This is a genomic window from Rhizobium sp. P32RR-XVIII (genome assembly GCF_012641395.1).
In the GTDB taxonomy this organism is placed as follows: Bacteria; Pseudomonadota; Alphaproteobacteria; order Rhizobiales; family Rhizobiaceae; genus Rhizobium.
In genome coordinates, this window is sequence record NZ_JABAIH010000004.1 from 408,154 (window position 1) to 432,739 (window position 24,586).

At 60.5% G+C, this 24,586-nt stretch carries 24 protein-coding genes; 13 read left to right on the top strand and 11 right to left on the bottom strand.

Annotation, left to right across the window (positions count from 1 at the left end):
* Nucleotides 1–2: 2 nt before the first annotated feature.
* Nucleotides 3–890 (bottom strand): MBL fold metallo-hydrolase, encoded by an 888-nt coding sequence (locus HGP14_RS15190; protein WP_168830696.1) that lies wholly within the window; start codon nt 888–890, stop codon nt 3–5.
* 169 nt (nt 891–1,059) lie between these two features.
* On the opposite strand from HGP14_RS15190, the gene ligA reads away from it, so the two are divergent.
* Nucleotides 1,060–3,225, top strand: a complete 2,166-nt coding sequence (gene ligA, locus HGP14_RS15195) for an NAD-dependent DNA ligase LigA (protein ID WP_168830697.1) — start codon at nt 1,060–1,062, stop codon at nt 3,223–3,225.
* A gap of 127 nt (nt 3,226–3,352) precedes the next feature.
* Here ligA and HGP14_RS15200 read toward each other — a convergent pair whose 3' ends face one another.
* A complete protein-coding gene (locus HGP14_RS15200) occupies nt 3,353–5,269 on the bottom strand; it encodes a methyl-accepting chemotaxis protein (protein ID WP_168830698.1) in 1,917 nt (638 codons plus the stop codon).
* A 318-nt stretch (nt 5,270–5,587) separates the two neighbouring features.
* Complete coding sequence (locus tag HGP14_RS15205) at nt 5,588–6,121, bottom strand: GNAT family N-acetyltransferase (protein ID WP_246704462.1); 534 nt, start codon at nt 6,119–6,121, stop codon at nt 5,588–5,590.
* A 269-nt stretch (nt 6,122–6,390) separates the two neighbouring features.
* On the opposite strand from HGP14_RS15205, the gene HGP14_RS15210 reads away from it, so the two are divergent.
* The 3 genes from HGP14_RS15210 to HGP14_RS15220 all read left to right on the top strand — a co-directional run bounded on the left by HGP14_RS15210 (nt 6,391) and on the right by HGP14_RS15220 (nt 8,637).
* Nucleotides 6,391–6,981 carry a 3'-5' exonuclease gene (locus tag HGP14_RS15210; protein ID WP_168830700.1) on the top strand — a complete coding sequence of 197 codons (591 nt, stop codon included), beginning with the start codon at nt 6,391–6,393 and terminating at the stop codon, nt 6,979–6,981.
* Between the two features lie 67 nt (nt 6,982–7,048).
* Nucleotides 7,049–7,543 carry a CreA family protein gene (locus HGP14_RS15215; RefSeq protein ID WP_168830701.1) on the top strand — a complete coding sequence of 165 codons (495 nt, stop codon included), beginning with the start codon at nt 7,049–7,051 and terminating at the stop codon, nt 7,541–7,543.
* Nucleotides 7,544–7,647: 104 nt separating this feature from the next.
* Complete coding sequence (locus HGP14_RS15220; RefSeq protein ID WP_168830702.1) at nt 7,648–8,637, top strand: acetylxylan esterase; 990 nt, start codon at nt 7,648–7,650, stop codon at nt 8,635–8,637.
* 70 nt (nt 8,638–8,707) lie between these two features.
* Here the strand turns inward: HGP14_RS15220 and HGP14_RS15225 are convergent, their stop codons facing one another.
* Both HGP14_RS15225 and HGP14_RS15230 read right to left on the bottom strand, forming a co-directional pair.
* Nucleotides 8,708–9,178 (bottom strand): chemotaxis protein CheW, encoded by a 471-nt coding sequence (locus HGP14_RS15225; protein ID WP_168830703.1) that lies wholly within the window; start codon nt 9,176–9,178, stop codon nt 8,708–8,710.
* 2 nt (nt 9,179–9,180) lie between these two features.
* Nucleotides 9,181–11,145 (bottom strand): methyl-accepting chemotaxis protein, encoded by a 1,965-nt coding sequence (locus tag HGP14_RS15230; RefSeq protein ID WP_168830704.1) that lies wholly within the window; start codon nt 11,143–11,145, stop codon nt 9,181–9,183.
* A gap of 376 nt (nt 11,146–11,521) precedes the next feature.
* Between HGP14_RS15230 and HGP14_RS15235 the strand changes: the two genes are divergently transcribed.
* From HGP14_RS15235 to HGP14_RS15245, 3 genes are read left to right on the top strand one after another with little or no spacing between them, the layout of a single operon-like run.
* On the top strand, nt 11,522–12,127 hold the full coding sequence (locus HGP14_RS15235) for an SCO family protein (RefSeq protein ID WP_168830705.1): 606 nt from the start codon (nt 11,522–11,524) through the stop codon (nt 12,125–12,127).
* A gap of 3 nt (nt 12,128–12,130) precedes the next feature.
* Nucleotides 12,131–13,258 (top strand): NAD(P)/FAD-dependent oxidoreductase, encoded by a 1,128-nt coding sequence (locus tag HGP14_RS15240; protein WP_168830706.1) that lies wholly within the window; start codon nt 12,131–12,133, stop codon nt 13,256–13,258.
* Between the two features lie 13 nt (nt 13,259–13,271).
* A complete protein-coding gene (locus HGP14_RS15245) occupies nt 13,272–14,150 on the top strand; it encodes a 50S ribosomal protein L11 methyltransferase (RefSeq protein WP_168830707.1) in 879 nt (292 codons plus the stop codon).
* Nucleotides 14,151–14,305: 155 nt separating this feature from the next.
* On the opposite strand, the gene HGP14_RS15250 is transcribed toward HGP14_RS15245, so the two are convergent.
* On the bottom strand, nt 14,306–14,479 hold the full coding sequence (locus HGP14_RS15250; protein ID WP_168830708.1) for a hypothetical protein: 174 nt from the start codon (nt 14,477–14,479) through the stop codon (nt 14,306–14,308).
* Between the two features lie 278 nt (nt 14,480–14,757).
* Here HGP14_RS15250 and HGP14_RS15255 point away from each other — a divergent pair, with 278 nt between their 5' ends.
* The gene (locus HGP14_RS15255) at nt 14,758–16,593 is read left to right on the top strand and encodes an aminopeptidase P family protein (protein ID WP_168830709.1); all 1,836 of its coding nucleotides are present in this window, start codon (nt 14,758–14,760) and stop codon (nt 16,591–16,593) included.
* 51 nt (nt 16,594–16,644) lie between these two features.
* Here the strand turns inward: HGP14_RS15255 and HGP14_RS15260 are convergent, their stop codons facing one another.
* Together HGP14_RS15260 and HGP14_RS15265 are read right to left on the bottom strand one after the other, a co-directional pair.
* Nucleotides 16,645–16,953, bottom strand: a complete 309-nt coding sequence (locus HGP14_RS15260; protein ID WP_168830710.1) for an AzlD family protein — start codon at nt 16,951–16,953, stop codon at nt 16,645–16,647.
* 2 nt (nt 16,954–16,955) lie between these two features.
* Nucleotides 16,956–17,675 (bottom strand): AzlC family ABC transporter permease, encoded by a 720-nt coding sequence (locus tag HGP14_RS15265; RefSeq protein WP_168830711.1) that lies wholly within the window; start codon nt 17,673–17,675, stop codon nt 16,956–16,958.
* A gap of 126 nt (nt 17,676–17,801) precedes the next feature.
* Between HGP14_RS15265 and HGP14_RS15270 the strand changes: the two genes are divergently transcribed.
* On the top strand, nt 17,802–18,050 hold the full coding sequence (locus HGP14_RS15270) for a DUF2164 domain-containing protein (protein ID WP_168830712.1): 249 nt from the start codon (nt 17,802–17,804) through the stop codon (nt 18,048–18,050).
* 3 nt (nt 18,051–18,053) lie between these two features.
* On the opposite strand, the gene pncA is transcribed toward HGP14_RS15270, so the two are convergent.
* Nucleotides 18,054–18,680, bottom strand: a complete 627-nt coding sequence (pncA, locus tag HGP14_RS15275) for a bifunctional nicotinamidase/pyrazinamidase (protein ID WP_168830713.1) — start codon at nt 18,678–18,680, stop codon at nt 18,054–18,056.
* Between the two features lie 275 nt (nt 18,681–18,955).
* Nucleotides 18,956–19,450, bottom strand: a complete 495-nt coding sequence (locus tag HGP14_RS15280) for a hypothetical protein (protein WP_168830714.1) — start codon at nt 19,448–19,450, stop codon at nt 18,956–18,958.
* A 362-nt stretch (nt 19,451–19,812) separates the two neighbouring features.
* On the opposite strand from HGP14_RS15280, the gene HGP14_RS15285 reads away from it, so the two are divergent.
* From HGP14_RS15285 to HGP14_RS15300, 4 genes are all read left to right on the top strand, one after another.
* Nucleotides 19,813–20,211, top strand: coding sequence for a DUF488 domain-containing protein (locus tag HGP14_RS15285; protein WP_168830715.1), 399 nt, complete (start codon nt 19,813–19,815; stop codon nt 20,209–20,211).
* Nucleotides 20,212–20,575: 364 nt separating this feature from the next.
* Nucleotides 20,576–20,923 carry a hypothetical protein gene (locus HGP14_RS15290; protein ID WP_168830716.1) on the top strand — a complete coding sequence of 116 codons (348 nt, stop codon included), beginning with the start codon at nt 20,576–20,578 and terminating at the stop codon, nt 20,921–20,923.
* Between the two features lie 121 nt (nt 20,924–21,044).
* Nucleotides 21,045–21,245 carry a hypothetical protein gene (locus tag HGP14_RS15295; RefSeq protein WP_168830717.1) on the top strand — a complete coding sequence of 67 codons (201 nt, stop codon included), beginning with the start codon at nt 21,045–21,047 and terminating at the stop codon, nt 21,243–21,245.
* On the top strand, nt 21,238–22,125 hold the full coding sequence (locus HGP14_RS15300) for a restriction endonuclease (protein ID WP_168830718.1): 888 nt from the start codon (nt 21,238–21,240) through the stop codon (nt 22,123–22,125). The genes HGP14_RS15295 and HGP14_RS15300 overlap by 8 nt, the downstream gene beginning before the upstream one ends.
* On the opposite strand, the gene HGP14_RS15305 is transcribed toward HGP14_RS15300, so the two are convergent.
* Nucleotides 22,122–24,581: an ATP-dependent helicase gene (locus HGP14_RS15305; RefSeq protein ID WP_168830719.1), complete on the bottom strand. Its 2,460-nt coding sequence runs from the start codon at nt 24,579–24,581 to the stop codon at nt 22,122–22,124. The two genes, HGP14_RS15300 and HGP14_RS15305, sit on opposite strands and share 4 nt — an antisense overlap.
* Nucleotides 24,582–24,586: the final 5 nt, after the last annotated feature.

Sequence of the window (24,586 nt, forward strand, 5' to 3'; positions counted from 1 at the left end):
GCTCAGGACTGTCCGGCGGATTTGACGTCAGCGATATTCTTGCGATGAATCGCCTCGTAGGGTTCGAAATAGAGAAGGGTCCCTGATGCCAGATCGTCTGCAAGGAACTCCTTCAGGGATATCGCCTCCGCCTTCTCTCGCTCGGAGGGATTGCTCAACCGCTCCAGATAGCGCCGATTTGCGTCGATGAGGGCAGGGTCGTAGCCGCCGCTGGCGATGCGCGCCGGATCACCGTGATTCGGCAGGATTCGATGGATCGGCCACTCCCGCATGCGGGCGAGTTCGCGGATGTGCGTGGCGATATGTTGCGGCTCGGAAATGTAAGTCACCGTGTCTTCCAACGTATCACCGGCCAGAAGCACTTTCTCTTCCGGCAGCCAGATGATGTTGCCGTCCGCGCTGTGAATATCGAAGTGGTGGAGTTCGACGCGACGCTTCCCGACATCAAGGGCGAGGCTCCCTTCGAAAAGCCGGTTCGGCATCACGACGGGGCGGATTTGCGGATTACCCGTTTCAAGCTTCTGCCGGTTTCGTGAAAGCGCATCTGCAGTCAGCCTCAGGGCGATGATCTCGCAATCAGCAAAGACCTCGTTTCCGGCGATATGGTCCGTATGCCAATGACTGAGAACGACCCTGATCGAGGTCGCACCGAGGCCTTCGAGATGCGATCGGATCGCCCGCGCATGCGGTAGCGACATGTGGGTGTCATAGACCAGCGCGCTGCTGCCGTCGACGATCGCATAGGAAGCAATGCCAAGCGAGTACGCCCCGTCGTCGAGCCAGTTGGGCGTGTCGGAATGCAGGCGCCTGCCTTCGATGCGGCCGTCGTAATAGGCGAACAGGCCCGGATATGGCTCGAAGACTCGGAGTGTTGAGGTTATGTCAGCCATTTGGCGATCCTTCGTTACGACTGAATTTGCAGAGCGGCCGTCTGGCTTTTCCGTTTATCATGATGTGAATGCAACAGTTGCACCTGACGACTTTTCTGGTCTGCGCTTTCCGGTTTTGCGTTTTCGCCAATTCGTCTAAAACCTCTGAAGATTCTCCGGAGTGATCTGAATGTCAGTCGAGCCGATAACCATAAAAAATCTGACGATCGAAGAGGCCGCCGCAGAGCTGGCGCGATTGGCAAGGGAGATCGCCCATCACGACGCGCTTTATCATGGCAAGGACCAGCCGGAAATCTCGGACGCCGAGTATGACGCGCTGAAGCGGCGCAACGATGCGATCGAGGCTCGGTTTCCGGAGCTGATCCGTGAAGACAGTCCTTCTCGCCATGTGGGTGCTGCGCCATCGGTCACCTTCGCACCGGTTGTCCACGCGCGTCCGATGCTGTCGCTCGACAACACCTTTTCGCAAGAGGACGTGCAGGATTTCGTCGCCAGCGTCTACCGCTTCCTCGGGCGCCTGCCGGACCAGTCGATCGCCTTCACCGCCGAGCCGAAGATCGATGGCCTTTCCATGTCGATCCGCTATGAGAACGGCAAGCTGGTGACGGCGGCCACGCGCGGCGACGGCACGACCGGTGAAAACGTCACGGCCAATATCCGCACCATCAAGGAAATCCCGAACGAACTGCCGAAGGGCGCGCCTGCCGTCGTCGAAGTGCGCGGCGAGGTCTATATGGCCAAGAGCGATTTCCTGGCGCTCAACAAGCAGATGGAGGCCGAAGGCAAGCAGACCTACGTCAACCCGCGCAACACGGCTGCCGGGTCGCTTCGCCAACTCGACGCCAAGGTGACGGCGAGCCGCAAGCTGAAATTCTTCGCCTATGCCTGGGGTGAGATGTCGGAGATGCCATCCGACACGCAGTTCGGCATGGTGCAGAAGTTCAAGGAATGGGGTTTTCCAATCAATCCGCTGATGAAGCGGCTGAACTCGGTCGCCGATATTCTTGCGCACTACGACGAGATCGGCTTGCTGCGTCCCGACCTCGACTACGACATCGACGGTGTCGTCTACAAGGTCGACAGCCTCGAACTGCAGCAGCGCCTCGGCTTCCGTTCGCGCAGCCCGCGCTGGGCGACGGCGCATAAATTCCCGGCCGAGCAGGCTTTCACCACCGTCGAGAAGATCGAGATCCAGGTGGGACGCACGGGCGCATTGACACCCGTCGCGCGGCTCACGCCGATCACCGTCGGCGGTGTCGTTGTAACCAACGCGACGTTGCATAACGAGGATTATATCAAGGGCCTGGGCAATTCCGGGGAGCCTATCCGCGAAGATGAGCATGACATCCGCATCGGCGATACGGTGATCGTGCAGCGGGCGGGCGACGTGATCCCGCAGGTGCTCGACGTCGTGATGGAGAAGCGACCGGCGGATGCCGTGCCCTACGAGTTCCCGAAGAAATGCCCGGTCTGCGGCAGCCATGCGGTGCGCGAAAGAAACGAGAAAACGGGAAAGCTCGATTCCGTCACCCGCTGCACCGGCGGCTTCGTATGCCGCGCGCAGGCGACTGAGCATCTCAAGCATTTCGTCTCGCGCAACGCCTTCGACATCGAAGGGCTCGGTTCGAAGCAGATCGATTTCTTCTTCGAGAGCGAGGATTCGGCGCTGAAGATCCGCACGGCGCCCGAGATCTTTACCCTGGAAAGACGCCAGCGGGATTCGCTGACGAAGCTCGAGAATATCGAAGGCTTCGGCAAAGTCAGTGTCGGCAAGCTTTTCGCGGCCATCAACGAGCGGCGCGAGATCGCGCTTCACCGCTTCATCTACGCGCTCGGCATCCGCCACGTCGGCGAGACGACGGCCAAGCTGCTCGCGCGCTCCTATGGCACATACGAGGCCTTTGCGACGGCAATGAAGGAGGCCGCATCGCTTTCCGGCGATGCCTGGGACGGCCTGAACGCCATCGAAGGCATTGGTGAAATCGTCGCTCGGGCCATCGTCGAATTCTATAAGGAACCGCGCAACGTCGAAGTGATTACAGCTCTGCTTGCGGAACTCAATGACGGGACGCCGCTACCCGCCGAGCAAGTCGCAGCCTCCGGCAGCCCCGTCGCCGGCAAGACCGTTGTCTTCACCGGATCGCTGGAGAAATTCACCCGCGATGAGGCGAAGGCAAGAGCGGAAAGCCTGGGCGCCAAGGTGGCCGGCTCGGTCTCGAAGAAGACCGACTATGTGGTGGCAGGACCGGGCGCCGGTTCCAAGCTCGACAAGGCGCGCGAGCTGGGTGTCCAGACCATGGACGAGGACGAGTGGCTGGCGCTGATCGGCGGCTGATCACGCTAGCGCTGCATCTCCATCCGGGTGCTGCGGGACGGCTCGGCGCGGCGGAGGACGAAAAAAATTGGGGACGGCATTGCTGCCATCCCCAACATCGTTTCCTGGAGCGTTCGGCCGGGAGCCGTTAGAACTCGGACCATTCCTGCTTGACCGCAGCATTCCCGTGGGTGACGGGCGCGGCATAACGGGCCTGAGGTTTCGCCATTGCGGCTGAGGCCTGGCGCAGACGGCTCACCTGGCTGCCGGCGGCCATGCCGCCGCTCAGCTGAAACCCGCCGATCAATTCGCGCATCCGGGCTGCTTCGGCGGCGAGCGTCGCGCTTGCCGCGTTGGTCTCTTCGACCATGGCGGCGTTCTGCTGGGTCACCTGGTCCATCTGGTTGACGGCGGCGTTGACTTCCGAAAGGCCCGTCGACTGTTCCTTGGAGGATGTGGCGATCGCATTCATGTGGTGGTTGATGGTGACGATCAGGCCTTCGATATTCTGAAGGGCTTCGCCTGTTTCGCGAACCAGCCTCACGCCGACTTCGACCTCGGCGCTCGAATTGCGGATGAGGTCCTTGATCTGCTTTGCGGCCTGCGCCGAACGCTGCGCCAGTTCGCGGACTTCCTGGGCCACGACTGCAAAACCCTTGCCAGCTTCGCCCGCACGGGCAGCCTCGACACCGGCATTGAGGGCCAGAAGATTGGTCTGGAAGGCGATCTCGTCGATCACGCCGATGATGCTGGAAATCTGGTTGGAGGAGTCCTCGATCTTCTCCATCGCCTCCACGGCGTTGGCGACGACCTTGCCCGACTGGGCGGCACTGTCGTTGGCTTGAACGGCGACCTGACGCGCCTCGTCGGTGCGCTTAGATGAATTCGACACGTTGACCGTGATCTCGTCCAGCGCGGCGGCAGTTTCTTCGAGCGATGCAGCCTGCTGCTCCGTGCGCTTGGAAAGATCGTCGGCTCCGCGGCTGATCTCCTGCGTCCCGGCATCGATCGCGTTCGCCGAATTGGAGACTGCGCTCAGGGCATCGCCAAGCTGCGAGGCCGCCGTGTTGAGGTCGTGACGGAGAGATTCGAAATCCGGAGCGAAAGGCTCGCTCAGCTGGAAGGCGAGATCGCCGGAGGCCAGGCGGCGCAAGCCCGCCGCGAGACCGGCAGTCGCCGTCTGCAGCTTGACCTGGGCGGCCTCTTCGGCTTCCGACATGAGGCGGTTCCGTTCCGCGTCCGCCTTGTTCCGGTTGACCTCTGCCTCTGCCTGGAGCTGTTTGTTCGCAATGGCGGCCTGGCGGAAGATCTCGACCGCGTTTGCCATCTCGCCGATCTCGTCGGTGCGGTCCTTGCTGGCAATTTCGGCGGCGGTATCGCCGTCGGCGAGATTGCGCATGGCCATGGTGATGCGGGTGATCGGGGTTGCGATGCCGGCGATACCGAAATAGGTCCCGCCGCAAACCATCAGCGCGCCAATGGCGAGGACGGTGTAGATCATGGTCATCGTCCGGACGTATTGATCGCGGGCGGTGACAATGCCCTCGTCGGACTGCTGCTGGTTCAGCTTGACCAGCTTGTCGACGCTGGCGGACAGCGCATCGGCGATCGGGCCGAGGTCGTTGTCGAAAGAGGCTAGGCCTTCCTTGGCCTTGCCCGCCTTAATGAGAGCCACCATCGCCTGACCGGTCTGCGTATATTGGTTCGCCGAAGCCTCGACCTCATCGAAGGCGGCCCGTTCGGCGTCGTTGTTGACCAGGCCCTTGTAGTCCTTGATCGCATCCTTGAGTTCGACTTCCTTCTTGGCGATCTTGTCGGGGTAGAGGGCAGGGTCGCCGGACGAACGTCCCATTGCGTAGTCGCCGTAGGAGCCGCGCAGCGAATAGCGGGCGATCTGGATATCCTTGGCGCGCGAGATGCTGGGCTGAATGGAAGTTACCTGGTCCTGCGTATTTTCATTCAAGGTGCTCAAGCCGCTGAGCGATACAACCGCAGTGATTGCAAAAAGGACCGCAAAGACGGCAAAGATACCGGTCATGGCGGTCTTAATATTCGGACGTTTCATTCAAGCCCCCAAAGAAAAACGAAACGCCGAAGGCGCCGTCATCCTACGTTGCAAAAGTTGTTTTTAGCGAGAGGAACCGACGTTTCATCAATCGGTAAGACTGGCTGCAGGGCGAACGTAGATTTCAGCATTTAAATCAAGGTTAAGATTAATTGTTATCTGTTGCAGGCAAGAACTAGCGCCGGAAGCCTGCGGTGCTGTGCGCCGAAGAAAGAAGTACGATCCGTGTCATTTGCGTTTATTAGCAAAAGCGGATCGTTCACCACAGCTTCCTTTCGGAAACCTTGGGTTACTTCTCAAGCCTGTTAGACCATGAGACTAGGCCCTGATCCGCGCCATCGTATAAGCGTCGACATATTCCCCGGCGCGATAAGCGAAGGACTTGAGCAGACCTTCCTTCTCGAAGCTGAATTTCTCGTAGAGGCGGATGGCTGCTGTATTATCGGTATAGACGGTCAGTTCCAATCGCTTGATGTCCTGCCAGTTGTCGGCGGCATCGATCAACGCAGTCAGCAGAAAAGTTCCAACGCCCCGGCCGGTGAAATCGTCGTGCACGCCCATGCCGAGACTTGCTGCGTGCTGGCGCCGGTCCGCGAAGCGATTGCTGCTGCCGTTGGCGATGATCTTACCGTCCAGCTCGACCACGAGATTGAGGGCACCGGGCGAGGGAGCCTCCATGCGTTTGCGCAACGCCTCGATGCTTTCATAGGGCGGACGCAGCGTGCCGGCGCGGTAGCCTGGAAGATTCATCAACGCGGTAACGGCTTCCAGGTCGCTCGTGCGAACGGCGCGCACAGTCAGACCTTCCGAGCAAGGCTTCTTGGGTGGGGTATCCTGATTGGCTGAAATCATCATGCCCTCCTTGGGTTTAAAAGAGGAGGGCAGAGTTTCCGAACCCTGCTCGCCTCGGCAGGGTTTTCGGGGTCGATCGGACGACTAACGCGCCAATGCCTCCCCGAACCCTGCAAGGGTCTTGGAAAGATGCATCGTCATGACAATGGTCCAGGATCCGATCATTCGAGAAAAGTCGTTGATACCGCTCCGAAAGTCAACGTGCGGCGTTTGCCTGTCCGCAGCCGCAGGCTAAGCCTATTGGCAGACACCGAATCACGGACGGATTCTTGAAGACCATCGCCATCGATTTCGAAACGGCCAATGAGCAGCGCGCAAGCGCCTGTTCGGTGGGCCTTGCCTGGATCGAGGAGGGCAGGGTTACGCGGGTCGAGGAGCGCCTGATCCGCCCGAAGGAGATGCGCTTTTCGGGAATGAACATCGCGATCCACGGCATTCGTCCCGAGCACGTCGAGGATGCTCCGGAGTTTCCGGAGGTCATGGACGAGTTCCACGAGGAGTTTCGGGGCGCGACGATGATCGCGCACAATGCGGCCTTCGATTTCAGCGTCTGGCGGGCGAGCCTCGATCTCTACCGGCAGTCCTATCCGGAACTCACTTATCTCTGCAGCCTGAAGATGGCTCAGCGCATCTGGCCGCAGTTCCTGTCGCATAGGCTCAACGTGATTGCGGAGCATCTGGGCCTGCGCTTTGCCCACCACAATGCGGCGGAGGATGCCGCCGTCTGTGCGCATGCGGCGATCGAAATGGCAAGGGCCGTCAAAGCCGCTGCCGTGCACGCCATTCCTGCGGCAATCGGTATGAAGCCCGGCAGGCTCACCGTCGGCGGCTACGAACCCTGCACCTGCCGCAAGGCGTGATCTTCGCTTTCTTGTTTTGACGGGCGCCGCACTTATCTAGAGGAGCGGGTTATTCAGGGAGGCCGCCATGTCCACTTTGCGCAAGCTTGTTCTCTTGGCCGCGTCCGTTGCCGCGCTTGGCGCGGGCGCCGCCTCTGCCGAAGTCGTCGGTAAAGTCGGAGTCGACTGGACCGGTAACGACATCATTGTCGATGCCATCCCCGATCCGGAAGTGAAGGGCGTGACGTGCCACGTCACCTATTTCGATCGCAGCATCATCGACCGCGTGAAGAACGGCAATTGGTTCGAGGATCCGTCGAACAATTCGATCGCCTGCCGCCAGACAGGACCGATCGAAATAAGCGACATCAACCTGTCGAAAGATGGTGACGAGGTCTTCAAAGCCGGCATGTCGTTGATCTGGAAGAAGCTTGTCGTCAACCGCATCTACGACAAGACGAACGACACGCTGATCTATCTCGCCCATTCCCGTGAACTGACGGATGGCTCGGCGAAGATGTCGATTTCGACGGTCCCGCTCTACGGCCAGAACGTCACCTGGAAGAATGGCAAGCCGCAATGAAGAAAGGCGGCAGCGTCGCTGCTGACGGTTTCCCGGCTTTTTCTTAAGGACGAGGATTTCAGGACCGGGTTGCGCTGCCTGCCTTTTCGCGGGACAAGCGTCGCATGAGCGTTCCTACGAAGCACCCTTTCCCCTTCGATCCGACCTACGGCATGCGGCTTGAGGATCTCCTGTCCGTCGAGCCGCCCGCGGGCCCGCCGGGTTTCGACGATTTCTGGCGGGAAAGATATCGCCGGGCGGTCGCCGTCGACCCCAAGCCGTCGCTTCGCGAGAGCGACGCGCGGCATCCCGACTGGCAGGTTTTCGATATCGTCTATGAGTCGACCGGTTCCTTCCCGATCGGCGGCTGGCTGCTTCTTCCCCGGAACGGTCCGGTACAGCGCGGCCTCGTCGTCGGACACGGCTATGGAGGACGCGACCAGCCGGAATTCGACCTTCCGGTGAAGGAGACGGCCGTGCTGTTCCCCTGTTCCCGCGGGCTGTCGCGCAGCGCGCGGCCACCGATCCCGCCGGATGCCAGCGGGCATGTCCTCTACGATATCGACAAGCCGGAGAGCTATGTCATCGGCGGTTGCGTGGAGGATCTGTGGGTCGCCGTGTCGGTGCTCGTTGCGCTCTATCCCGGGCTTGCTGGACGCATCGGCTATAGCGGCATCAGCTTCGGCGGCGGCATCGGCGCTCTCGCCATCCCGTTCGATGACAGGATCGACCGCGGCCATCTGGTCGTGCCGACCTTCGGGCACCGTCCGCTCTGGCTGGCCCTGCCGACCGTAGGCAGCGCGCAATCGGTCCAGGCCTATCAGCAGACGCATGGCGAGGTGTTGGAGGTCCTGCGCTTCTTCGACGCTGCAAGCGCCGCCAGCCGCATCAGGGTGCCGATGCTCATGGCAGTCGCCCTTTTCGATCCCGCCGTGGCGCCGCCCTGCCAGTTCGCGGTGCTGAATGCGTTGCCGAAGTCGAAGTCTAACGAAATCTTCATCCTGGATGCCGGTCATTTCGACTACCCTGGAAGCGCGGAGCAGGGGGCTGCTCTTCGGGACAGGGTCGGGTGGTTTTTCGGGCGCAATGAGCCGCGAATAATCGGAGAGGGCTAGAGCCCGTCCGAATCACAAAGCCGCCGGCGCAGTGGCGCAGGCGGCTTTTCCATCGAACATCCAGGCTCGATCAGGCGGCTTCGCGTGCCAGCTCGTCGGCGATGACGGTGTCGAGGTTGAGGAAGCAGACCATCGTCTTTTCCAGCGCGACGATGCCGCGGCAGAAGGCGCGCTGGGCTTCCGGGATGATTTCCGGTGCCGGCTGCAGGTCTTCGCTCTTGATGGTCATCATGTCCGAAACCTGTTCGACCAGCAGGCCGACGAGCTTGCCCGCGATATCGGTGACGATGATCGCCGAGCGTTCGGAGGGTTCCGTCATCTTCATGCCGAGGCGGCAGGCCATGTCGATGACCGGGATCACCGCGCCGCGCAGGTTGATAAGGCCGAGCACGTAAGGTGGCGTATGCGGCATCGGGGTGACCGGCGCCCAGCCGCGGATTTCGCGGATGGCCATGATGTCGATGCAGAATTCCTGCTCGCCGAGGTGGAACGATACGATTTCGAGGTGAGATCCGGTTTGTGTGATGATGGCGCTAGTCATGCTCAGAATTCTTCCCAATTGTCTCCGGCCGGAGCGGCCCCAGCTCTGGCGGCGGCGCCGCCACTGAATGCGCCCGCGACCTTGCCGATCAGGCTCCGTGCGGGTGAAGGTTTAGGATGCGAGGCGGCGGTTGCTTCTCGCGGCGTGTGACGGGCATTCATGCCTTCGCCGGTCTGGAACTGACTGACCAGCCTGATCAGATTGTCGGCGTCCGTGGCAAGCGTATGGCTTGCCGCATTCGTCTCCTCGACCATGGCCGCATTCTTCTGCGTGGCTTGGTCCATCTGGCTGACGGCGGTGTTGATCTCGTTCAGTCCGGTGGATTGTTCGCGCGCAGCGGTTACGATTGATTTAACATTCTCGTCGATGCGCGAAACATCTTCGCCAATCCGGCGCAGCGCTTCACCGGCTTTCGTCACCAGTTCACCTCCGGTCTTCACCTCGGTGCCGGATTTGCTGATCAGCGCCTTGATGTCCTTGGCCGCGCCCGCCGCGCGCCCTGCAAGCTCGCGCACTTCCTGAGCGACAACCGCAAAGCCCTTTCCGGCCTCGCCGGCGCGGGCGGCTTCGACACCGGCGTTCAGCGCCAGGAGGTTGGTCTGGAAGGCGATCTCGTCAATGACGTTAATGATCGTGCCGATCTCCCGCGAAGCGCTTTCGATCCGCTCCATGGCGGCCATCGCATCGGTGACAACCAGGTCCGATTTCGCGGTGTTCTCGCGCGTATGCGCAACCATGTTTCCGACTTCCTCGGCGCGGCTCGTGGCGTTGCGCACGGTCGCCGTGATCTGCTCGAGTGCAGCCGATGTCTCTTCCAGGGATGCCGCCTGCTGCTCGGTGCGCTTGGCGAGGTCATCTGCGGCTGCGCGCATTTGCTGGCTGTTGGCCTGGATCGATCTGGTGTTCTGCGCGATGTCGCTCATCGTCTTGCGCAGGGTGGTTGTCGTCTGGTTGAAATCGCTGCGCAGCCGTTCCAGTTCCGCCTTGAACGGCTGGGCGATGGCGACTGTCACGTCGCCCGCGGCAAGGCGGTTCAAGCCTTGGCCCAAAGCATCGACAGCGGCATTCAGCGCTTCGGCATCGGCGCGCTTTGCCGCTTCCCGCTCGCGGCGTTCCGCATCGCTCTGGCGCCGTTCGCTCTCGGTCTGCGCCTCAAGGTTCTGCTTGTCGATAGCCGCCAGACGGAAGCTTTCTGCAGCTCGGGCCATCTCGCCGATCGCGTCACCGCGCTCGGTCGCAGGCACGGCGGTTTGCAGATCGCCGGACATGATGCGCTGCATGCTCTGGCGCACCGCCGCGATGCCGCGGCTGATCGAGCCGCCGTGAACATATTGGAGGATCGCCATCGTTATTATGGCGAAGATGCCGAGCCCGATCTGGATCAGCAGCGCGCTATGGGAAATTGCGCTCGCTTCATCGATGCTGGCTTGTGCGGCCGTGGTACCGTCTCGGGCCAGCTTGTCGAGCGTCGCCGTCAGCTTCTCACCGCCCGCGTCGATGGCGTCATCCAGCTTTGCGAATGTATCGTCTGGGGCGCCGGCTTCGACGGCGGTCTTCAGATCCACCACGACCGCCTGTTTCAACGCAGCGACGTCCGTGTCGTAACTTGTCAGCAGGCTGTTTTCCCGCAGTTCCTGCGCAAGCGTGCCCATTTCTGCTGCGCCGCCGGCAAGCCGATCGAGCGAGTTCGACATAGCCGTCAGGCGCTCAGGATCGACCTTGCGATCGGCCCGGTCGACTATCGTGTCCATAGCGGCGAGAACGAGCGTAAGGCTTGCCATGCGCATCTCGTTGATGCTGTCCACGCTGTGCTGGATGCTGTTTGCCCGATCCAGCGCCCCGTCGACGCGCTCGCCCTCAAACCAGCCCACACCCAGCATCGATCCGAAGCCCAGGAAAGCAGCGGCGGCAAGCGTCCAGAGCCTTTGGCTCACCGACAGGGATTTAGGTATCGTTGCATTCGTCATGGAAAGCTTCCCCGCGCTGGTGAGATGTGCCGGATATCGTTTCGTCGCATGCGAACATCCGTATCCCGGATACGGCGCGGACATCATGTCGGGGCGGCGCAGGTTACGCCGAACGCATAGCAAATATAGAATTTACGGCTTAAGTCTTTGCTAACGATGTTTTTGTTGAGCTGGCGCGCCGGATAGTTGTCAAGTATTTGTAAAGGCGTCTTTTCTGCTTGAAATTGATTACCGTTGCCGTGGCGGCGGTGCGCGCAGCATGTGGCAATTAATCACTGGTAAGAAAACGGGATGTTGAATTGCGCGCATTGCCCTGAAGGGATATCAGGCACGCAGTCGCGGATGCGCCGTCCGCATGCTTTCAGGGGTTGCCGACATGAAGTACTTCCGTGTTGCCGTTTGGGTCGCCGTCGTCATTGTCGCGGCCATGCTCGGCTGGCTGACGATGAATATCACCAGGACGAAGGACATGCCGCTGGCCGAGGGACCGTTCGGCGTTCCGTTTACGCTCGTTGCGCAGAACGGGCAGCCGATCACGGAGCAGGCGTTCCGCGGCAAGCCGACGGCGCTCTTCTTCGGCTTCACGCATTGCCCTGAGGTTTGCCCGACCACGCTGTTCGAACTCGGCGGCTGGATGGAAAAAGTCGACCCCGCGGGCGAAAAGCTGCAGGCCTATTTTGTCACGGTAGATCCCGAACGCGATACGCCGGGGGTCCTCAACCAGTATGTTTCGAATGTCTCCAAGCGCATTACCGGCATTTCCGGTCCGCCGGATAAGATCGCCGACGTCATCAAGGGCTTCCGCGTTTACGCCAAGAAGGTACCGGTCGATGAGAACAATCCGAATGGCGATTACACGATGGATCACACCGCGTCAGTCTTCCTCCTCGACTCCGAGGGCCGGTTCGCAGGCACGATCGCCTATGGCGAAAACCCCGACACGGCAGTAAAGAAGCTGGAGAATTTGATAAGCAAGGGATGAGCCATGCCGGGGGGACACCGTGACATTCTGATCGTCGGGGCGGGCGCAACCGGCCTGACCGCGGCTCTGGAGCTTGCGCGGCGTGGCTACAGGCCCCGCATCATCGACAGCGATCCCGGACCGGTGCCGGTAGTGGAAAGCCGGGCGCTCGGCATCAATGCACGCACGCTGACACTTCTCTCTCCTTCGCGGGTCAGCGACGCCATCCTGCAGGAAAGCTATCGAGTCGACCGTTTCCGGGCGCGATCGGGCGAGCGTGTGCTGTTCGAACTCGATCCCGGCAGGGTGGCCGGAAAATTCCACGCGATCCAGATCTTGGCGCAGGGGCATACCGAGCGCCTACTGCTCGGCAAACTGTCGGACTACGAGGTCGAGCCGGAATGGCAGACGGTACTGGAACGCGTTGAAGGCAGCATGGAGAAGCCGCATGTGGTGCTGCGCCGTCCGGATGGATCGGCGGAGGAGCTTGAACCGGATATTCTGATCGGTGCGGACGGTGCACATTCCGCTGTGCGCAAGGCCGCGCAGCTCGGCTTTCCGGGCGAGGCGCTGGAAAGCAGCTTCTACCTTGCCGACTACCGCTATCCCGAACCTATCGATCCACACTATGTCGAGATCGATCTCTTCAATCCGGGCATGATCGGCCGCCTGCCGGTATCGTCGGACACTGTACGCTATCTTTCGACGCTACCGGATTTCGAGAGGAAGATCAGGCACCCTGTTGCGGGAGGAGAGGCGGTCTGGGTTTCGAATTTCCGTATCCATTTCCGTCATGTCGATCGCATGTCCGTCGGCAATGTCTTTCTTGCAGGCGACGCTGCGCACATTCATTCCCCCGCAGGCGCTCGCGGCATGAATCTCGGCATCGAGGATGCCTGCTGGCTTGCCTATCTGATCTCCGAAGGTCGCGGGCGGGAATATTCCGGACGGCGCATTCCCGCCGTGAAAACCGTCCTGAAGCAAACCTATGCTTTGACGTCGCTGGTGACGATGCGTAATCCGGTGGTGACAGGATTGCGCAATGTTCTCTCTCCTATTGCCGTTCGCATTCCATTTGTTGCAAACCGCCTGCTGCGCGGCATTGCCGGTTATGATACGCCGCCTCCGCCCTGGATCGACGGTGCCCAGTAAGGAAGACGAATTCGTGAGTGAAATACGCCTGTATGTGACGACGACCGAAAAGAAGGCCGAGCAAGTCCTTGATCTTCTAAGCGAGGTCTTCGGCGAAGAAGACTTTGCGATAGCGACAACCGAGATCGACGAGAAGAAGGACATCTGGGAAGCCTCCGTCTATATGATGCGGGAGGATGAGGATCAGGTACGCGTTCGCGTCGAGGAGGCCCTGAAGGCGCCGTTTCCGACGATGGCCGTCGAGCGCGAAGTCATCCCCGATATCGATTGGGTGGCGAAATCCCTCGAGGGGTTGAAGCCGGTCCGGGCAGGGCGGTTTCTCGTGCATGGCTCGCATGATCGCGACAAAGTGCGCCCCGGCGATATCGGGATCGAGATCGATGCCGGCCAGGCGTTCGGCACCGGGCATCATGGCACCACGGCAGGCTGCCTCGAGGTGATCGACAAGGTGCTTCGTTCGCGGCCGGTCGACAATGCGCTGGATCTCGGGACGGGAAGCGGCGTTTTGGCGATTGCGGTGCGCAAGCTCAAGAACATCCCGGTTCTCGCGACGGATATCGATCCGATCGCGACGCGTGTTGCGGCCGAGAACGTGCGGCGAAACGGCATTGCATCAGGAATTGTCACGAGGACTGCGCCGGGCTTTCATTCCACGGCATTCGCCGAATATGGGCCGTTCGACCTCGTCATCGCCAATATTCTGGCGCGGCCGCTGATCAAGATGGCGCCGAAGCTGACGGAGCATCTGGCGCCTGGCGGTTCGGTGATCTTGTCCGGCATTCTCGCGGAGCAGCGCTGGAAAGTGCTGGCGGCTTACAACGGCGCGAAGCTTCGCCATATCCGGACGATCTGGCGAAATGGTTGGGTGACGATCCACCTGGATCGCCCGTAGCTATCCGACAAAAAAGAAGGCGGTGCCAGAGGCACCGCCTTCGACCGTTTAACGGTCATACCCGCGAGCTTAAAGGAGGAGGAGCGCTCGAGCGGGTTCTACAGTTCTGATTGCCGGTCCGTTGAGGGAGGAGGAGAAACGAAGCGGCAAATAGTTCAGAACGCGTAGCTGGGTGCGCCCTTGGGGCGCGTGATCTTGTGACCCATGCCGAACGTCCTGAGGGAATCCTCATTGAGGGGGCGGCGGGCACCGATGACGTGATGCACAGTCTGGCGCTCGCCAGCCTGCACCGGGCTGCTGTAAGCGAAGCGCGACAGAGAGGCAGTCATTTTCAATTTCCTTATTCGTTGCGGGCTCGTTTTCGAACCATCCGATGTCGCCTATATAGCTATTCCGAAAGTCTTTGGCAGAGGCTTTCGCTCATGGGTGCCATGCAGCGAATGCATAAAGCGTGCCAATTCTCGTTTTGGTGTCACATTTCCGCCAAAATAATGCGCGGCCTGACGTAAGGTGATGTGCGTGGTTTTTCTCCTCGCGCCCTTATTTTTCGATAACATAGGTCCAGCCGCCGTTTTGCGGATTCGGAAATAGCCATCGGGTTTTCAGTATGTTCCAGTCTTTTGAGGTTACCTCCACGCCACAATTCGGCCGCGATCGAGTTCGGCTGCTGCGCGGAAGTTTTGACGCGCTCGGCATCGACGCCTTTCTCGTCCCGCGTGCTGATGAGTTCAATGGCGAATATGTGCCGAAATGTGCGGAGCGTCTGGCCTGGCTGACAGGCTTCACAGGATCGGCCGGCATCGCGCTCATAAACCGCACCCAAGCGATCGTCTTCGTCGATGGCCGCTACGTGACGCAGCTCGCGGAACAAGTCGACGGCTCAGTCTTTACCGGCGGCGACCTCGTCAACGAACCCCCGCATGTCTGGATTCCCAGAAACGGCAAGCAGGGGATGCGGCTCGGCATCGATCCGTGGCTGCATTCCGGCGCCGAGGTCCGCCGGCTTGAAAAGGCGCTCGCGGAGATCGGCGGCACGCTGGTGATCCTGCCGCACAATCCGCTCGACAGGCTGTGGACGGATCGTCCGGCAGAGCCGCTTGGGCCCGTTACGATCCAGAACGTCGTGCAGGCCGGTGTGCTGGCAAAAGATAAGATCGCGACGACCGCCGCCGACCTGACGAAGAAGAATGTCGCGGCGGTGCTGATCGCAGATCCATCCTCGATCGCGTGGACATTCAATATTCGCGGTGCTGACGTTCCCCATACGCCGCATCCCTTGGCGCGTGCCATCATCCATGCGGACGGGAAGGCGGAGCTGTTCCTCGACAAGCGCAAGACAGGCATCGAACCGGAAGCCTATCTTGCGCAGATATGCGTGCAGCTTCCACCTTCGGCGCTCGATGAACGCCTTGCGGCCGTTTCCAAGGATGGCGGACGGGTGATGATCGATCCGGAAATCGCCTCCTATGCGCTTGCCGATATCATCCGCAAGGCAGGCGGCGAGGTGGTGGAGGCCTCTGACCCGGCCAAACTGCCGCGGGCGGTCAAGAATACTGTTGAGCTCAACGGCTCGGCGGCTGCGCATCTCCAGGACGGCGCGGCCATGGTCGAGTTTCTTTACTGGCTGTCGGAGCAAAAGCCAGGCACGGTGACGGAAATCGCGGCGGCGAAGAAGCTCGAGTCGGTGCGGGCGAGCGTCGGCCAGAACATGCAGAACCCGCTGAAGGACATTTCGTTCGACACGATTTCCGGCGCTGGCGAGCATGCCGCGATCATGCACTACAGGGTGACGGTCGATACCGACCGGACGATCAATGACGGCGAGCTTTTCCTGATCGATTCTGGCGCGCAATATATCAACGGCACCACCGATATCACCCGCACCGTCGGCATCGGTGCGGTGACCGAGGAGCAGAAGCGGTTTTTCACGCTGGTGCTGAAGGGCATGATCCAGATCAGCACGGCACGATTCCCGAAGGGCACGCGCGGCTGCGATCTCGATCCGCTGGCGCGCATCGCGCTTTGGCGAGCAGGCGTGGACTTCGGGCATGGCACCGGCCACGGAGTCGGCTCTTATCTTTCGGTGCACGAGGGGCCGCAGCGCATCTCGCGAATTTCGACGCAGGAACTTCTGCCCGGCATGATCCTTTCAAACGAGCCGGGCTATTATCGGCCGGGCGGCTTCGGCATCCGCATCGAAAACCTCATCTATGTCAGGCAGGCCGAAGCGATCGAGGGCGGCGACATGCCGATGCTGGGTTTCGAGACGCTCACCTTCTGCCCGATCGACCGCAGTCTCGTCATCGCCGAACTGCTGACGCATGACGAGCGGCATTGGTTCAACGAGTATCACGCCCGCACCCGCGAGGCGCTGATGCCGCTGATCCACGACAAGGACGTCAAGGCGTGGCTGGAGAATGCGACGCTGCCGCTCGAATATTGAGCGGTCCGTACCAACGATAAAAGAAAAGGGCGGCCCGGCCGCCCTTTTTCGTTAAATGCCGATCGTGCGGCGCCAGGCCATGACGATCAACCAGGCCGCAACAAGCATCCAGGTATGCGACACCCGCAGGCCGACGATGAGAGCGACGACCAACGCGAGTTTGGAGTCCCAGTTGCCGTCGAAGAAGGCCGGAGCGACGAGGGTCGTCAACACGGCGGCGGGTACGGCATTCAGCGCTGCCTCCATGCGCGGCGGGATGCGCTTCATCGTGGTGATGAGGACGTAGCCGCCGATGCGCGTCGCGTAGGTGGCGATCGCTGCCGCGATGATGACAAGGACCATGTGAAGATCGAATTCCATGATCAGACCTCGTGCGGTTCGTTGGCCGGTTCCGGCTGGTGGACGGCGGGCAGGGGCAGCAGGGCGGCAAGCACGATGCCTGCGGCCGCGCCGAGGCTGACATGCCAGGGCGAGCCGACGAGATGATAGGCGATCACGGAGGCAACGGCGCTGACGAGCGCCACCGGCAGGAAATTGTCACGGCTGCGGAAGCCGAGGACAATCCCCAGGAAATAGGCGGGCAGCAGGATATCGAGGCCGAGCGTTCTCGGATCGCCGATGAAGCTGCCGAGCATGCCGCCGAGCAGGCTGACGAGCACCCAGGGAATGTAGATGATGATCCCGAAGCCGAGGTACCAGACGAAGGTCACGGGCTTGCCCGACTCGCCACGGTTGACGGTTTCGGCGAATTGCGGATCGACGAGCAGGAAGAAGGCGAAGAACTTCTGCAGCGGCGTGAAGTGGCGGATATAGCGAGCGATCGCCGCCGAATAGAGGACATGCCGGAAGTTGACGGCGAGGATCGAGGCGACGATCACCCAGGCCGGGACATTGCCGCCGAAGAGCTCGATCCCGACCATCTGGCTGGCGCCCGCATAGACGGTCGCGCTCATGAAGGTGAGTTCGGCAAGCGACATGCCGTGATCGGCGGCAAGTGCGCCGAATAGAGCTCCGAAGGGCGCGGACGCCAGTGCCACCGTAAAGCCGCCCCGCAAACCCTCGACAAAATCCGCGCGACTCATCGGCACCTATCCTTCTTCAAAACGCACCTGCTCTATTTGCCCGGCGCCCGTGCGGCAACCGAATTTCGTTGATCGACCGATCGATTTTGCTGAATGGTGACTCTGGGAACGAGGAGAGGGAGGAGTATGAAAGCGGTCGAATTATCAAAGGACGACAAGGCGCAGCTCGTTGCGCGCATCCAGCATTTCTTCGACAGAGAACTCGATCAGCCCGTCGGGATCATCAAGGCCGAGCTCGTGATGGAGTTTTTTGCCAGGGAGATTGGGGCCGCCTACTACAAGAAGGGCCTTCAGGACGCGTACGCCGCGTTTGCCAAACGTGCGGAAGATGTTGCCGACGATATCTACGGACTGGAGAGGGCGGCGACGGACTGAACGTCAGCCTTTGAGCACCTTTCGGCTGTCGATGATTTCGATGCCGCGGGCGCGCATCTCGTCGATTGCGGCGGAAACACCTTCCGGTGTGATCCCGCGGCTCGCGTCCTCGATGAAGCGAACCTTGATCCCGGGTACCATGTCCAGCGCATCGAGCGCTGAGAACTTCACGCAGTAATCGGTCGCCAGACCGCAGATGTCGAGCTCGGTTACGCCCCGCTCCTGAAGGAAATCGGCAAGGCCGGTCGAGTGAGCCTTGTCGTTGTCGCGGAAGGCGGAGTAGCTGTCCACGCGCCGATTCTCGCCCTTCCGCTGGATGAAGTGGACCTCTTCGGATTTCAGCTCCGGATGCAGTTCAGCGTCGGAGGTGTTCTGCACACAGTGATCGGGCCACAGCATTTGCGGCATGCCGGAAAGCTCACCCATTTCAAAGGGCTGCTTGCCGGGATGAGAGGAGGCAAAGCTTCCGTGGCCGGGCGGATGCCAATCCTGCGAGGCGACGATCAGATCGTATTGACCGCCGTCGATCAGGGCGTTTGCAACCGACACGACCTGATCGCCTTCCGGTACGGGAAGATTGCCCCCCGGGCAGAAGCCAATCTGAATATCGGTCAGCAGTAGTGCTTTCATTCGGCGGTTCTTTCGATTGTCAGGCTGTGCGATGGGGCCAGGGACTCATCAGTCCATAGAAGGCAATATAGGATTCGCATAGCAGAGCACAGGCATCAGGAACGCCAGCTGAGTGCCGGTCATATCAGCAAGGACACGCTCTGGACGAGCCTGCCTTGGCCAAGGGGTTCGCCCGGACTGGGTGCTGTAAATTGGGGCTTGGAGGCTCCCCCGGCGGAGCCATGTTTGAAGAACGGCGCGTACAGGCCATCCATTTGCGATCCGATGCGAAGAGGTCAGAGCGCCTGTGTCGTCTGTGCTGCGGCATCGGCCGTCTCGGCGGCGCCGTAGGTATTGCGGTAGGCCTGAAGGGCAGTCTGCATGTCGTTGGCAATATTGGCGAAGAACGGATCGCTTTCGCCGCTGGCGTCACCCGATGCGGCGGCGTCTGGCTCGGCGGAGAGCAATTCCGACGTCGTAAGCTTGCCGTCTCCATTCGTATCCATCGAGGCGAACACGTCCTTGGAATCGTCAGTCGAGTCATCGCTGCCGTCATCACTCTGCTGCTGCATCTGCAGCATCAGGGAAAGAATGTCGCCGGTGATCTTCTGAACGATGCTTGCGCCATTGTCGCCGCCATCGCTGGCGGAGGAGCTGGTGCTTGGGCCGGTCGACTGGTTGGCGGCTGCGAGCTCGTCGGCGGAAACCACGCCGTCGCCGTTCTTGTCGAGTGGGTTGAGGGGGGCTTGATACTGGGTAAGCGCACTGCCTAAGGATGAAACACTGGTCACTTGAACCTCCTTTGCGAGTTCGTCGTGAAGCCCGGCCTTCATGGACGGACAACGCCGGGCTAAGCTGATTTGCGGATACGGTCAAAGCGTCGTTTTGACAGGCGAGAAGTACGATTGACGGCGGGGAGCCTTGCGCGTTAACCTTTTGGTTACCGTTTGTATTCCACTGAAATTGCTGATGAATTTTGGTCCTGATTTGCCCGGGCGAGCCGGAAAATCTCACCGTCCGCTGGCATCAATGGCAGCCGGGACACCCCTGGGAGGCAACGGCGCGCCCGGAAGACGCTTGGGATGCTGCGGCATATTGTCAGGCCGCTTCCACCAGGACTAGATAGGCATCAGGGAGATCATCGGAGGAAGCGATGGCAATCAGCATCGTACGACTGGGGACGCCGCGGCAAAAAGACGAGGGCCTGCGCATCGGCACCGTCCGGCGGCCGCCGCGCGGCGTGCCGAAGGAAGAGTTTTCCAGCCGCGACTATTACGATGTCTGGTTGCCGATGCTGGCGCCGAGCCAGGAATTGGTGACACAGGCCCGGGCGGCGAAAACGGAAGCCGAGTGGAAGGCCTTTTCGCGTGCCTACCTCAAGGAGATGGCGGCACACGACACGAGCCATGTTCTCGACACGCTGGCGGCACTTTCGCACACGGCCAATTTCTCCGTCGGCTGCTACTGCGAGAACGAAAGCCGCTGCCACCGCAGCCTGCTGCGCGGCCTCCTTGCGGAGCGCGGCGCAAAGATCGCCTGCACGCCTGCCTGAATGACGGGCAGCAAAAAGGCGCGGCCCCGGCCGCGCCTTTCGCATGAGTGCTGCCAGAGGTCAGGTCCCGATAATCTTGTTGCAGGCCAGAGCAAGTCCCGGATTGCCAAGAACGGCGATCACGAGAGATAGGCCGATCAGGGACAATGAATAGCGTTTCATCCGCACCTCCTATTCCAGCCCGGGGGGATTATGCGGGAGGGAGGGCGGAATGCGAAGTCACGAAGGGGTGAGGGTGCGCGCATCCATGCCTTCAGAGCCGAAGGCGCCGGGGAACAGACCGGGACGCCCCTGTGGGCAGCCTCTTGCCGTTTAAGACCATTTCTGCCTTTCTTGCGTAAGGAGAGCAGCCGGAAACCAAGCCATGCCCGAGCCCGGTCCTGAGGAGAAGATCGACGCGACGTTCCGCAACGGCTCGCTGACGGCGGCGGGCATCATTCTCGGCTTTTCGCTGACGTTCCTTAGCCGGTGGGTTTCGAACCCGAACGACTGGAGCCGGATCGACATCCTGCCGATGCTGCTCCTGACCCTCGGCATCGCCATCCAGGTAAAGGTCTTTGCCGATCTCCTGGCGCGGGATTCGCTGATTGCCGCCAAATACGACCGCTCGCGGCGGCTCTTTCTTATCGGGCTTATCGTCGTCGCCGTCGGGATCGCGGTCGCGCTGGTCAACGATATTCTGGGACTGGGCAGGATGCCGATGCTGGGGTGAGCGGGGGCGTTGACGTACTACAGCCTATGCGTGGGTAGCAATGAAATATCGCGCTCGCTTGGATTGCTCTTTTTCAAACCTGATTTAATACTTCTCTGCATAACGTTGGAGGGGTCGTTTTATGTCGTTCAAAGAACATGTTGCAGAATTGTCTAAGAGAGCTGTTTCGGCTCAGAACATTGCGTTAACTGAAGAAGCTACGAAAAACGCCTTGGTTATGCCTTTTCTACGGACCCTTGGCTTTGACGTATTTGACCCTACGCAGATCGTTCCGGAATTCGTAGCCGATGTCGGATTGAAGAAGGGAGAAAAGGTTGACTAATGCGGTCAAGATAAAAGGTAAGATTGAATATATACTGGAAGCAAAGGCTGTTAGTGCTAACCTTTCTGAGGCTCAATACAGTCAGCTTTATCGGTATTTTTCGACTACCGATTGCTCGATCGCCATTTTAACGAATGGCATTCAGATTTGGTTTTTTACCGATCTCGATGCGCCAAACAAGCTTGATAGCAATCCCTTTTTCAAGTTCGATCTCTTTGATTACAACGATAACGACCTGAAAGAACTGGAAAAGTTCCATCACGACCGATTCTCCATTGAGGACATCAAGAGTTCGGCGAGTACCCTCAAGCGAATGAAGGCCGCGATCAGCTCGATTGAGGCTCAATTTAATGAGCCCGACGACGAGTTTGTCAGAATGATCTCAAAAGGCTTCTACGACGGCAAGATGACTGCGTCTGTGGTTCTTGAGTTCAAACCAATAATCAAGCGGGCATTCGAGGATCTTGTGCGTCAGAAGATCCAAAAGCGCTTGACGGCTGCATTCAATGAAAACGTCAATATCCCTACGATCAAGGATATCGACTCCGTTACGCAGCTATCTGAAGACGCTGACGGAATCGAAACTACTGGAGAGGAAATCGACGGCTTCAATATAGTGCGAGCCATCGGCGCGGAAGTCGCCGATATCAGCCGCATAGTTATGCGAGACCAGAAGTCATACTGCGGCATAAATTTCGACGATAATAATCGTAAGCCAATCGTCCGGCTTCACCTAAACAGCAAGACAAAATTTCTGACAATATTCGACGCTGATAAAGCCGGAACTCGTTTCGATATCGTTCAAGTCACCGATATTTTCAAAGCCAAAAATCAGATCGTCTCCGTCATTCAGTCGTATCTAAAAAATGGAGCGAGCTAAACCCGCTCCACAAACCCATCCAGCACCCGCTTCTGCCCGGCCCGATCAAAATCGATCGTCAGCTTGTTGCCCTCGATTCCGGTAATGTTGCCGTTGCCGAATTTCAGGTGGAAGACGCGGTCGCCCATCTGAAAGCGCGAGGGTTCGGCGGAGGTGGATTTGGCGACGAGTTCGCCTTCGATGGTGCGGCCCTTGGGGCCGCTTTCGCCGTAGCCGATGCGTTCAACGGCATGGCCGGAGCGGGTGCCCCAGTTGTCGCGGGTGGCGTCCGTCTTGTTTTGCTGGGCGCGTTTCCAGCCGGGAGTGGAATAAGAATTGGCGAAGGGATCAGCCTTGTCGAAGCGCGACTGGCCGTAGCCGCCACGGCCGTATCCGCCGTAGGACTGCTCCATCTCGGCGACCGTGACATGGGTTTCCGGAAGCTCGTCGAGGAAGCGCGAGGGAAGCGTCGATTGCCAGAGGCCGTGGATGCGACGGTTAGAGACGAACCAGATGTGGCAGCGGCGCTTGGCGCGGGTGATGCCGACATAGGCGAGGCGGCGTTCCTCCTCGAGGCCCGCGCGGCCGCTTTCATCCAGCGCTCGCTGGTGCGGGAAGAGGCCCTCCTCCCAGCCGGGCAGGAAGACGGTATCGAATTCCAGGCCCTTGGCCGAATGCAGGGTCATGATCGAGACCGCATCGAGGTCTTCGTTCTGCTCGGCGTCCATGACCAGCGCGACGTGCTCCAGGAAGCCGCGCAGCGACTCGAAGCTTTCCATCGAGCGGATGAGTTCCTTGAGGTTCTCCAGCCGCCCCGGCGCCTCGGCCGTCTTGTCGGCCTTCCACATGTCGGTATAGCCGGATTCTTCGAGAATCTGTTCGGCGAGCTCGGTATGCGGCGTGTTTTCGAGCAGCCCCTGCCAGCGGCGGAAGGACTGCACGACGTCGAAGAGCGCCTTGCGCGCCTTCGGCTTCAGCTCATCGGTCTCGATGATATCGGCTGCTGCTGCCAGCATCGGGATGTCGCGGGCGCGGGCATAGTCGTGCAGCGCGCGAACCGTCGTGTCGCCGAGGCCGCGCTTCGGCGTGTTGACGATGCGCTCGAAGGCGAGGTCGTCTGCCGGCTGCGCGACGAGGCGGAAATAGGCCATAGCGTCGCGGATTTCGAGACGCTCGTAAAATCGCGGGCCGCCGATGACCCGGTAGTTGAGGCCGAGCGTGACGAAGCGATCTTCGAATTCGCGCATCTGGAAGGAGGCGCGCACGAGGATTGCCATGTCGTTGAGGAGATGCTTGTCGCGCTGCAGCGCCTCGATCTCGTCGCCGATGGCGCGGGCTTCCTCCTCGCTATCCCAGGAGGCGTGCACCTGCACCTTGACGTCCTCAGGATCGGCGCGATCGGTGAAGAGCGTCTTGCCGAGGCGGCCTTCGTTGTGGGCGATCAGGTGGGCGGCGGCACCGAGGATGTGCTCGGTCGAGCGATAGTTGCGCTCCAGCTTGATGACCCTGGCGCCGGGAAAATCCTTCTCGAAGCGCAGGATGTTGTCCACTTCCGCGCCGCGCCAGCCATAGATCGACTGGTCGTCGTCACCGACGCAGCAGACGTTCTGCAACTCGCCCTTCGGCCGTTGGGCCAGCAGCCGCAGCCACATGTATTGTGCCGTGTTGGTGTCCTGATATTCGTCGACAAGGATATAGCGGAAGCGGCCGTGATATTCCTTGAGCAGGTCCGGGTTCTTGCGGAAGATGGCGATCGGATGCATCAGCAGATCGCCGAAATCGCAGGCGTTCAGCGTCGAAAGCCGGGCCTGGTAGGCGAAATAGAGTTCGCGGCCGCGGCCATTGGCAAAGGCGCGGGCGTCGCCTTCGGGAATGTCGGCCGGGCCGAGGCCCTTGTTCTTCCAGGTGTCGATCATGCCGGCGAACTGCTTGGCCGGCCAGCGCTTGTCGTCGAGGCCTTCGGCCTGGATCAACTGCTTGATCAGGCGCACGACGTCGTCGGTATCGAGGATGGTGAAGTCGGAGCGCAGGCCGACGAGTTCGGCATGACGGCGAAGCAGCTTGACGCCGATCGAGTGGAAGGTGCCGAGCCAGGGCATGCCTTCGACGGTGCCGCCGACGAGCAGCGCGATGCGCTCCTTCATCTCGCGGGCAGCCTTGTTGGTGAAGGTGACGGCGAGGATCTGAGAAGGGAAGGCGCGGCCGGTACTCAATATGTGGGCGATACGCGTCGTCAGCACGCGGGTCTTGCCGGTGCCGGCGCCCGCCAAAACCAGGACCGGGCCGTCCACCGTCTCGACGGCTTCGGTCTGCTCCGGATTGAGGCCGGCGAGGTAATCCGGCCGCCTGCCGCCATCGCGCGCTGCCATGGCGCGGGCTGCGAGCCCGCCGCCTGCAGGAGCGGGCGCCTGCGGCTTGCGCGGCGCTTCGCCGGGCTCTTCGTCGAAGAAGGGAATATCGTCGAAACTGTTGCTCATGGCGC

What these genes read in the sequence shown, in the direction of transcription:
- HGP14_RS15190 (WP_168830696.1), bottom strand. Translation starts at nt 890, where the DNA reads ATGGCTGACATAACCTCAACACTCCGAGTCTTCGAGCCATATCCGGGC.
- ligA (WP_168830697.1), top strand. Translation starts at nt 1,060, where the DNA reads ATGTCAGTCGAGCCGATAACCATAAAAAATCTGACGATCGAAGAGGCC.
- HGP14_RS15200 (WP_168830698.1), bottom strand. Translation starts at nt 5,269, where the DNA reads ATGAAACGTCCGAATATTAAGACCGCCATGACCGGTATCTTTGCCGTC.
- HGP14_RS15205 (WP_246704462.1), bottom strand. Translation starts at nt 6,121, where the DNA reads ATGATTTCAGCCAATCAGGATACCCCACCCAAGAAGCCTTGCTCGGAA.
- HGP14_RS15215 (WP_168830701.1), top strand. Translation starts at nt 7,049, where the DNA reads ATGTCCACTTTGCGCAAGCTTGTTCTCTTGGCCGCGTCCGTTGCCGCG.
- HGP14_RS15220 (WP_168830702.1), top strand. Translation starts at nt 7,648, where the DNA reads ATGAGCGTTCCTACGAAGCACCCTTTCCCCTTCGATCCGACCTACGGC.
- HGP14_RS15225 (WP_168830703.1), bottom strand. Translation starts at nt 9,178, where the DNA reads ATGACTAGCGCCATCATCACACAAACCGGATCTCACCTCGAAATCGTA.
- HGP14_RS15230 (WP_168830704.1), bottom strand. Translation starts at nt 11,145, where the DNA reads ATGACGAATGCAACGATACCTAAATCCCTGTCGGTGAGCCAAAGGCTC.
- HGP14_RS15235 (WP_168830705.1), top strand. Translation starts at nt 11,522, where the DNA reads ATGAAGTACTTCCGTGTTGCCGTTTGGGTCGCCGTCGTCATTGTCGCG.
- HGP14_RS15240 (WP_168830706.1), top strand. Translation starts at nt 12,131, where the DNA reads ATGCCGGGGGGACACCGTGACATTCTGATCGTCGGGGCGGGCGCAACC.
- HGP14_RS15250 (WP_168830708.1), bottom strand. Translation starts at nt 14,479, where the DNA reads ATGACTGCCTCTCTGTCGCGCTTCGCTTACAGCAGCCCGGTGCAGGCT.
- HGP14_RS15255 (WP_168830709.1), top strand. Translation starts at nt 14,758, where the DNA reads ATGTTCCAGTCTTTTGAGGTTACCTCCACGCCACAATTCGGCCGCGAT.
- HGP14_RS15260 (WP_168830710.1), bottom strand. Translation starts at nt 16,953, where the DNA reads ATGGAATTCGATCTTCACATGGTCCTTGTCATCATCGCGGCAGCGATC.
- HGP14_RS15265 (WP_168830711.1), bottom strand. Translation starts at nt 17,675, where the DNA reads ATGAGTCGCGCGGATTTTGTCGAGGGTTTGCGGGGCGGCTTTACGGTG.
- HGP14_RS15270 (WP_168830712.1), top strand. Translation starts at nt 17,802, where the DNA reads ATGAAAGCGGTCGAATTATCAAAGGACGACAAGGCGCAGCTCGTTGCG.
- pncA (WP_168830713.1), bottom strand. Translation starts at nt 18,680, where the DNA reads ATGAAAGCACTACTGCTGACCGATATTCAGATTGGCTTCTGCCCGGGG.
- HGP14_RS15285 (WP_168830715.1), top strand. Translation starts at nt 19,813, where the DNA reads ATGGCAATCAGCATCGTACGACTGGGGACGCCGCGGCAAAAAGACGAG.
- HGP14_RS15290 (WP_168830716.1), top strand. Translation starts at nt 20,576, where the DNA reads ATGCCCGAGCCCGGTCCTGAGGAGAAGATCGACGCGACGTTCCGCAAC.
- HGP14_RS15295 (WP_168830717.1), top strand. Translation starts at nt 21,045, where the DNA reads ATGTCGTTCAAAGAACATGTTGCAGAATTGTCTAAGAGAGCTGTTTCG.
- HGP14_RS15305 (WP_168830719.1), bottom strand. Translation starts at nt 24,581, where the DNA reads ATGAGCAACAGTTTCGACGATATTCCCTTCTTCGACGAAGAGCCCGGC.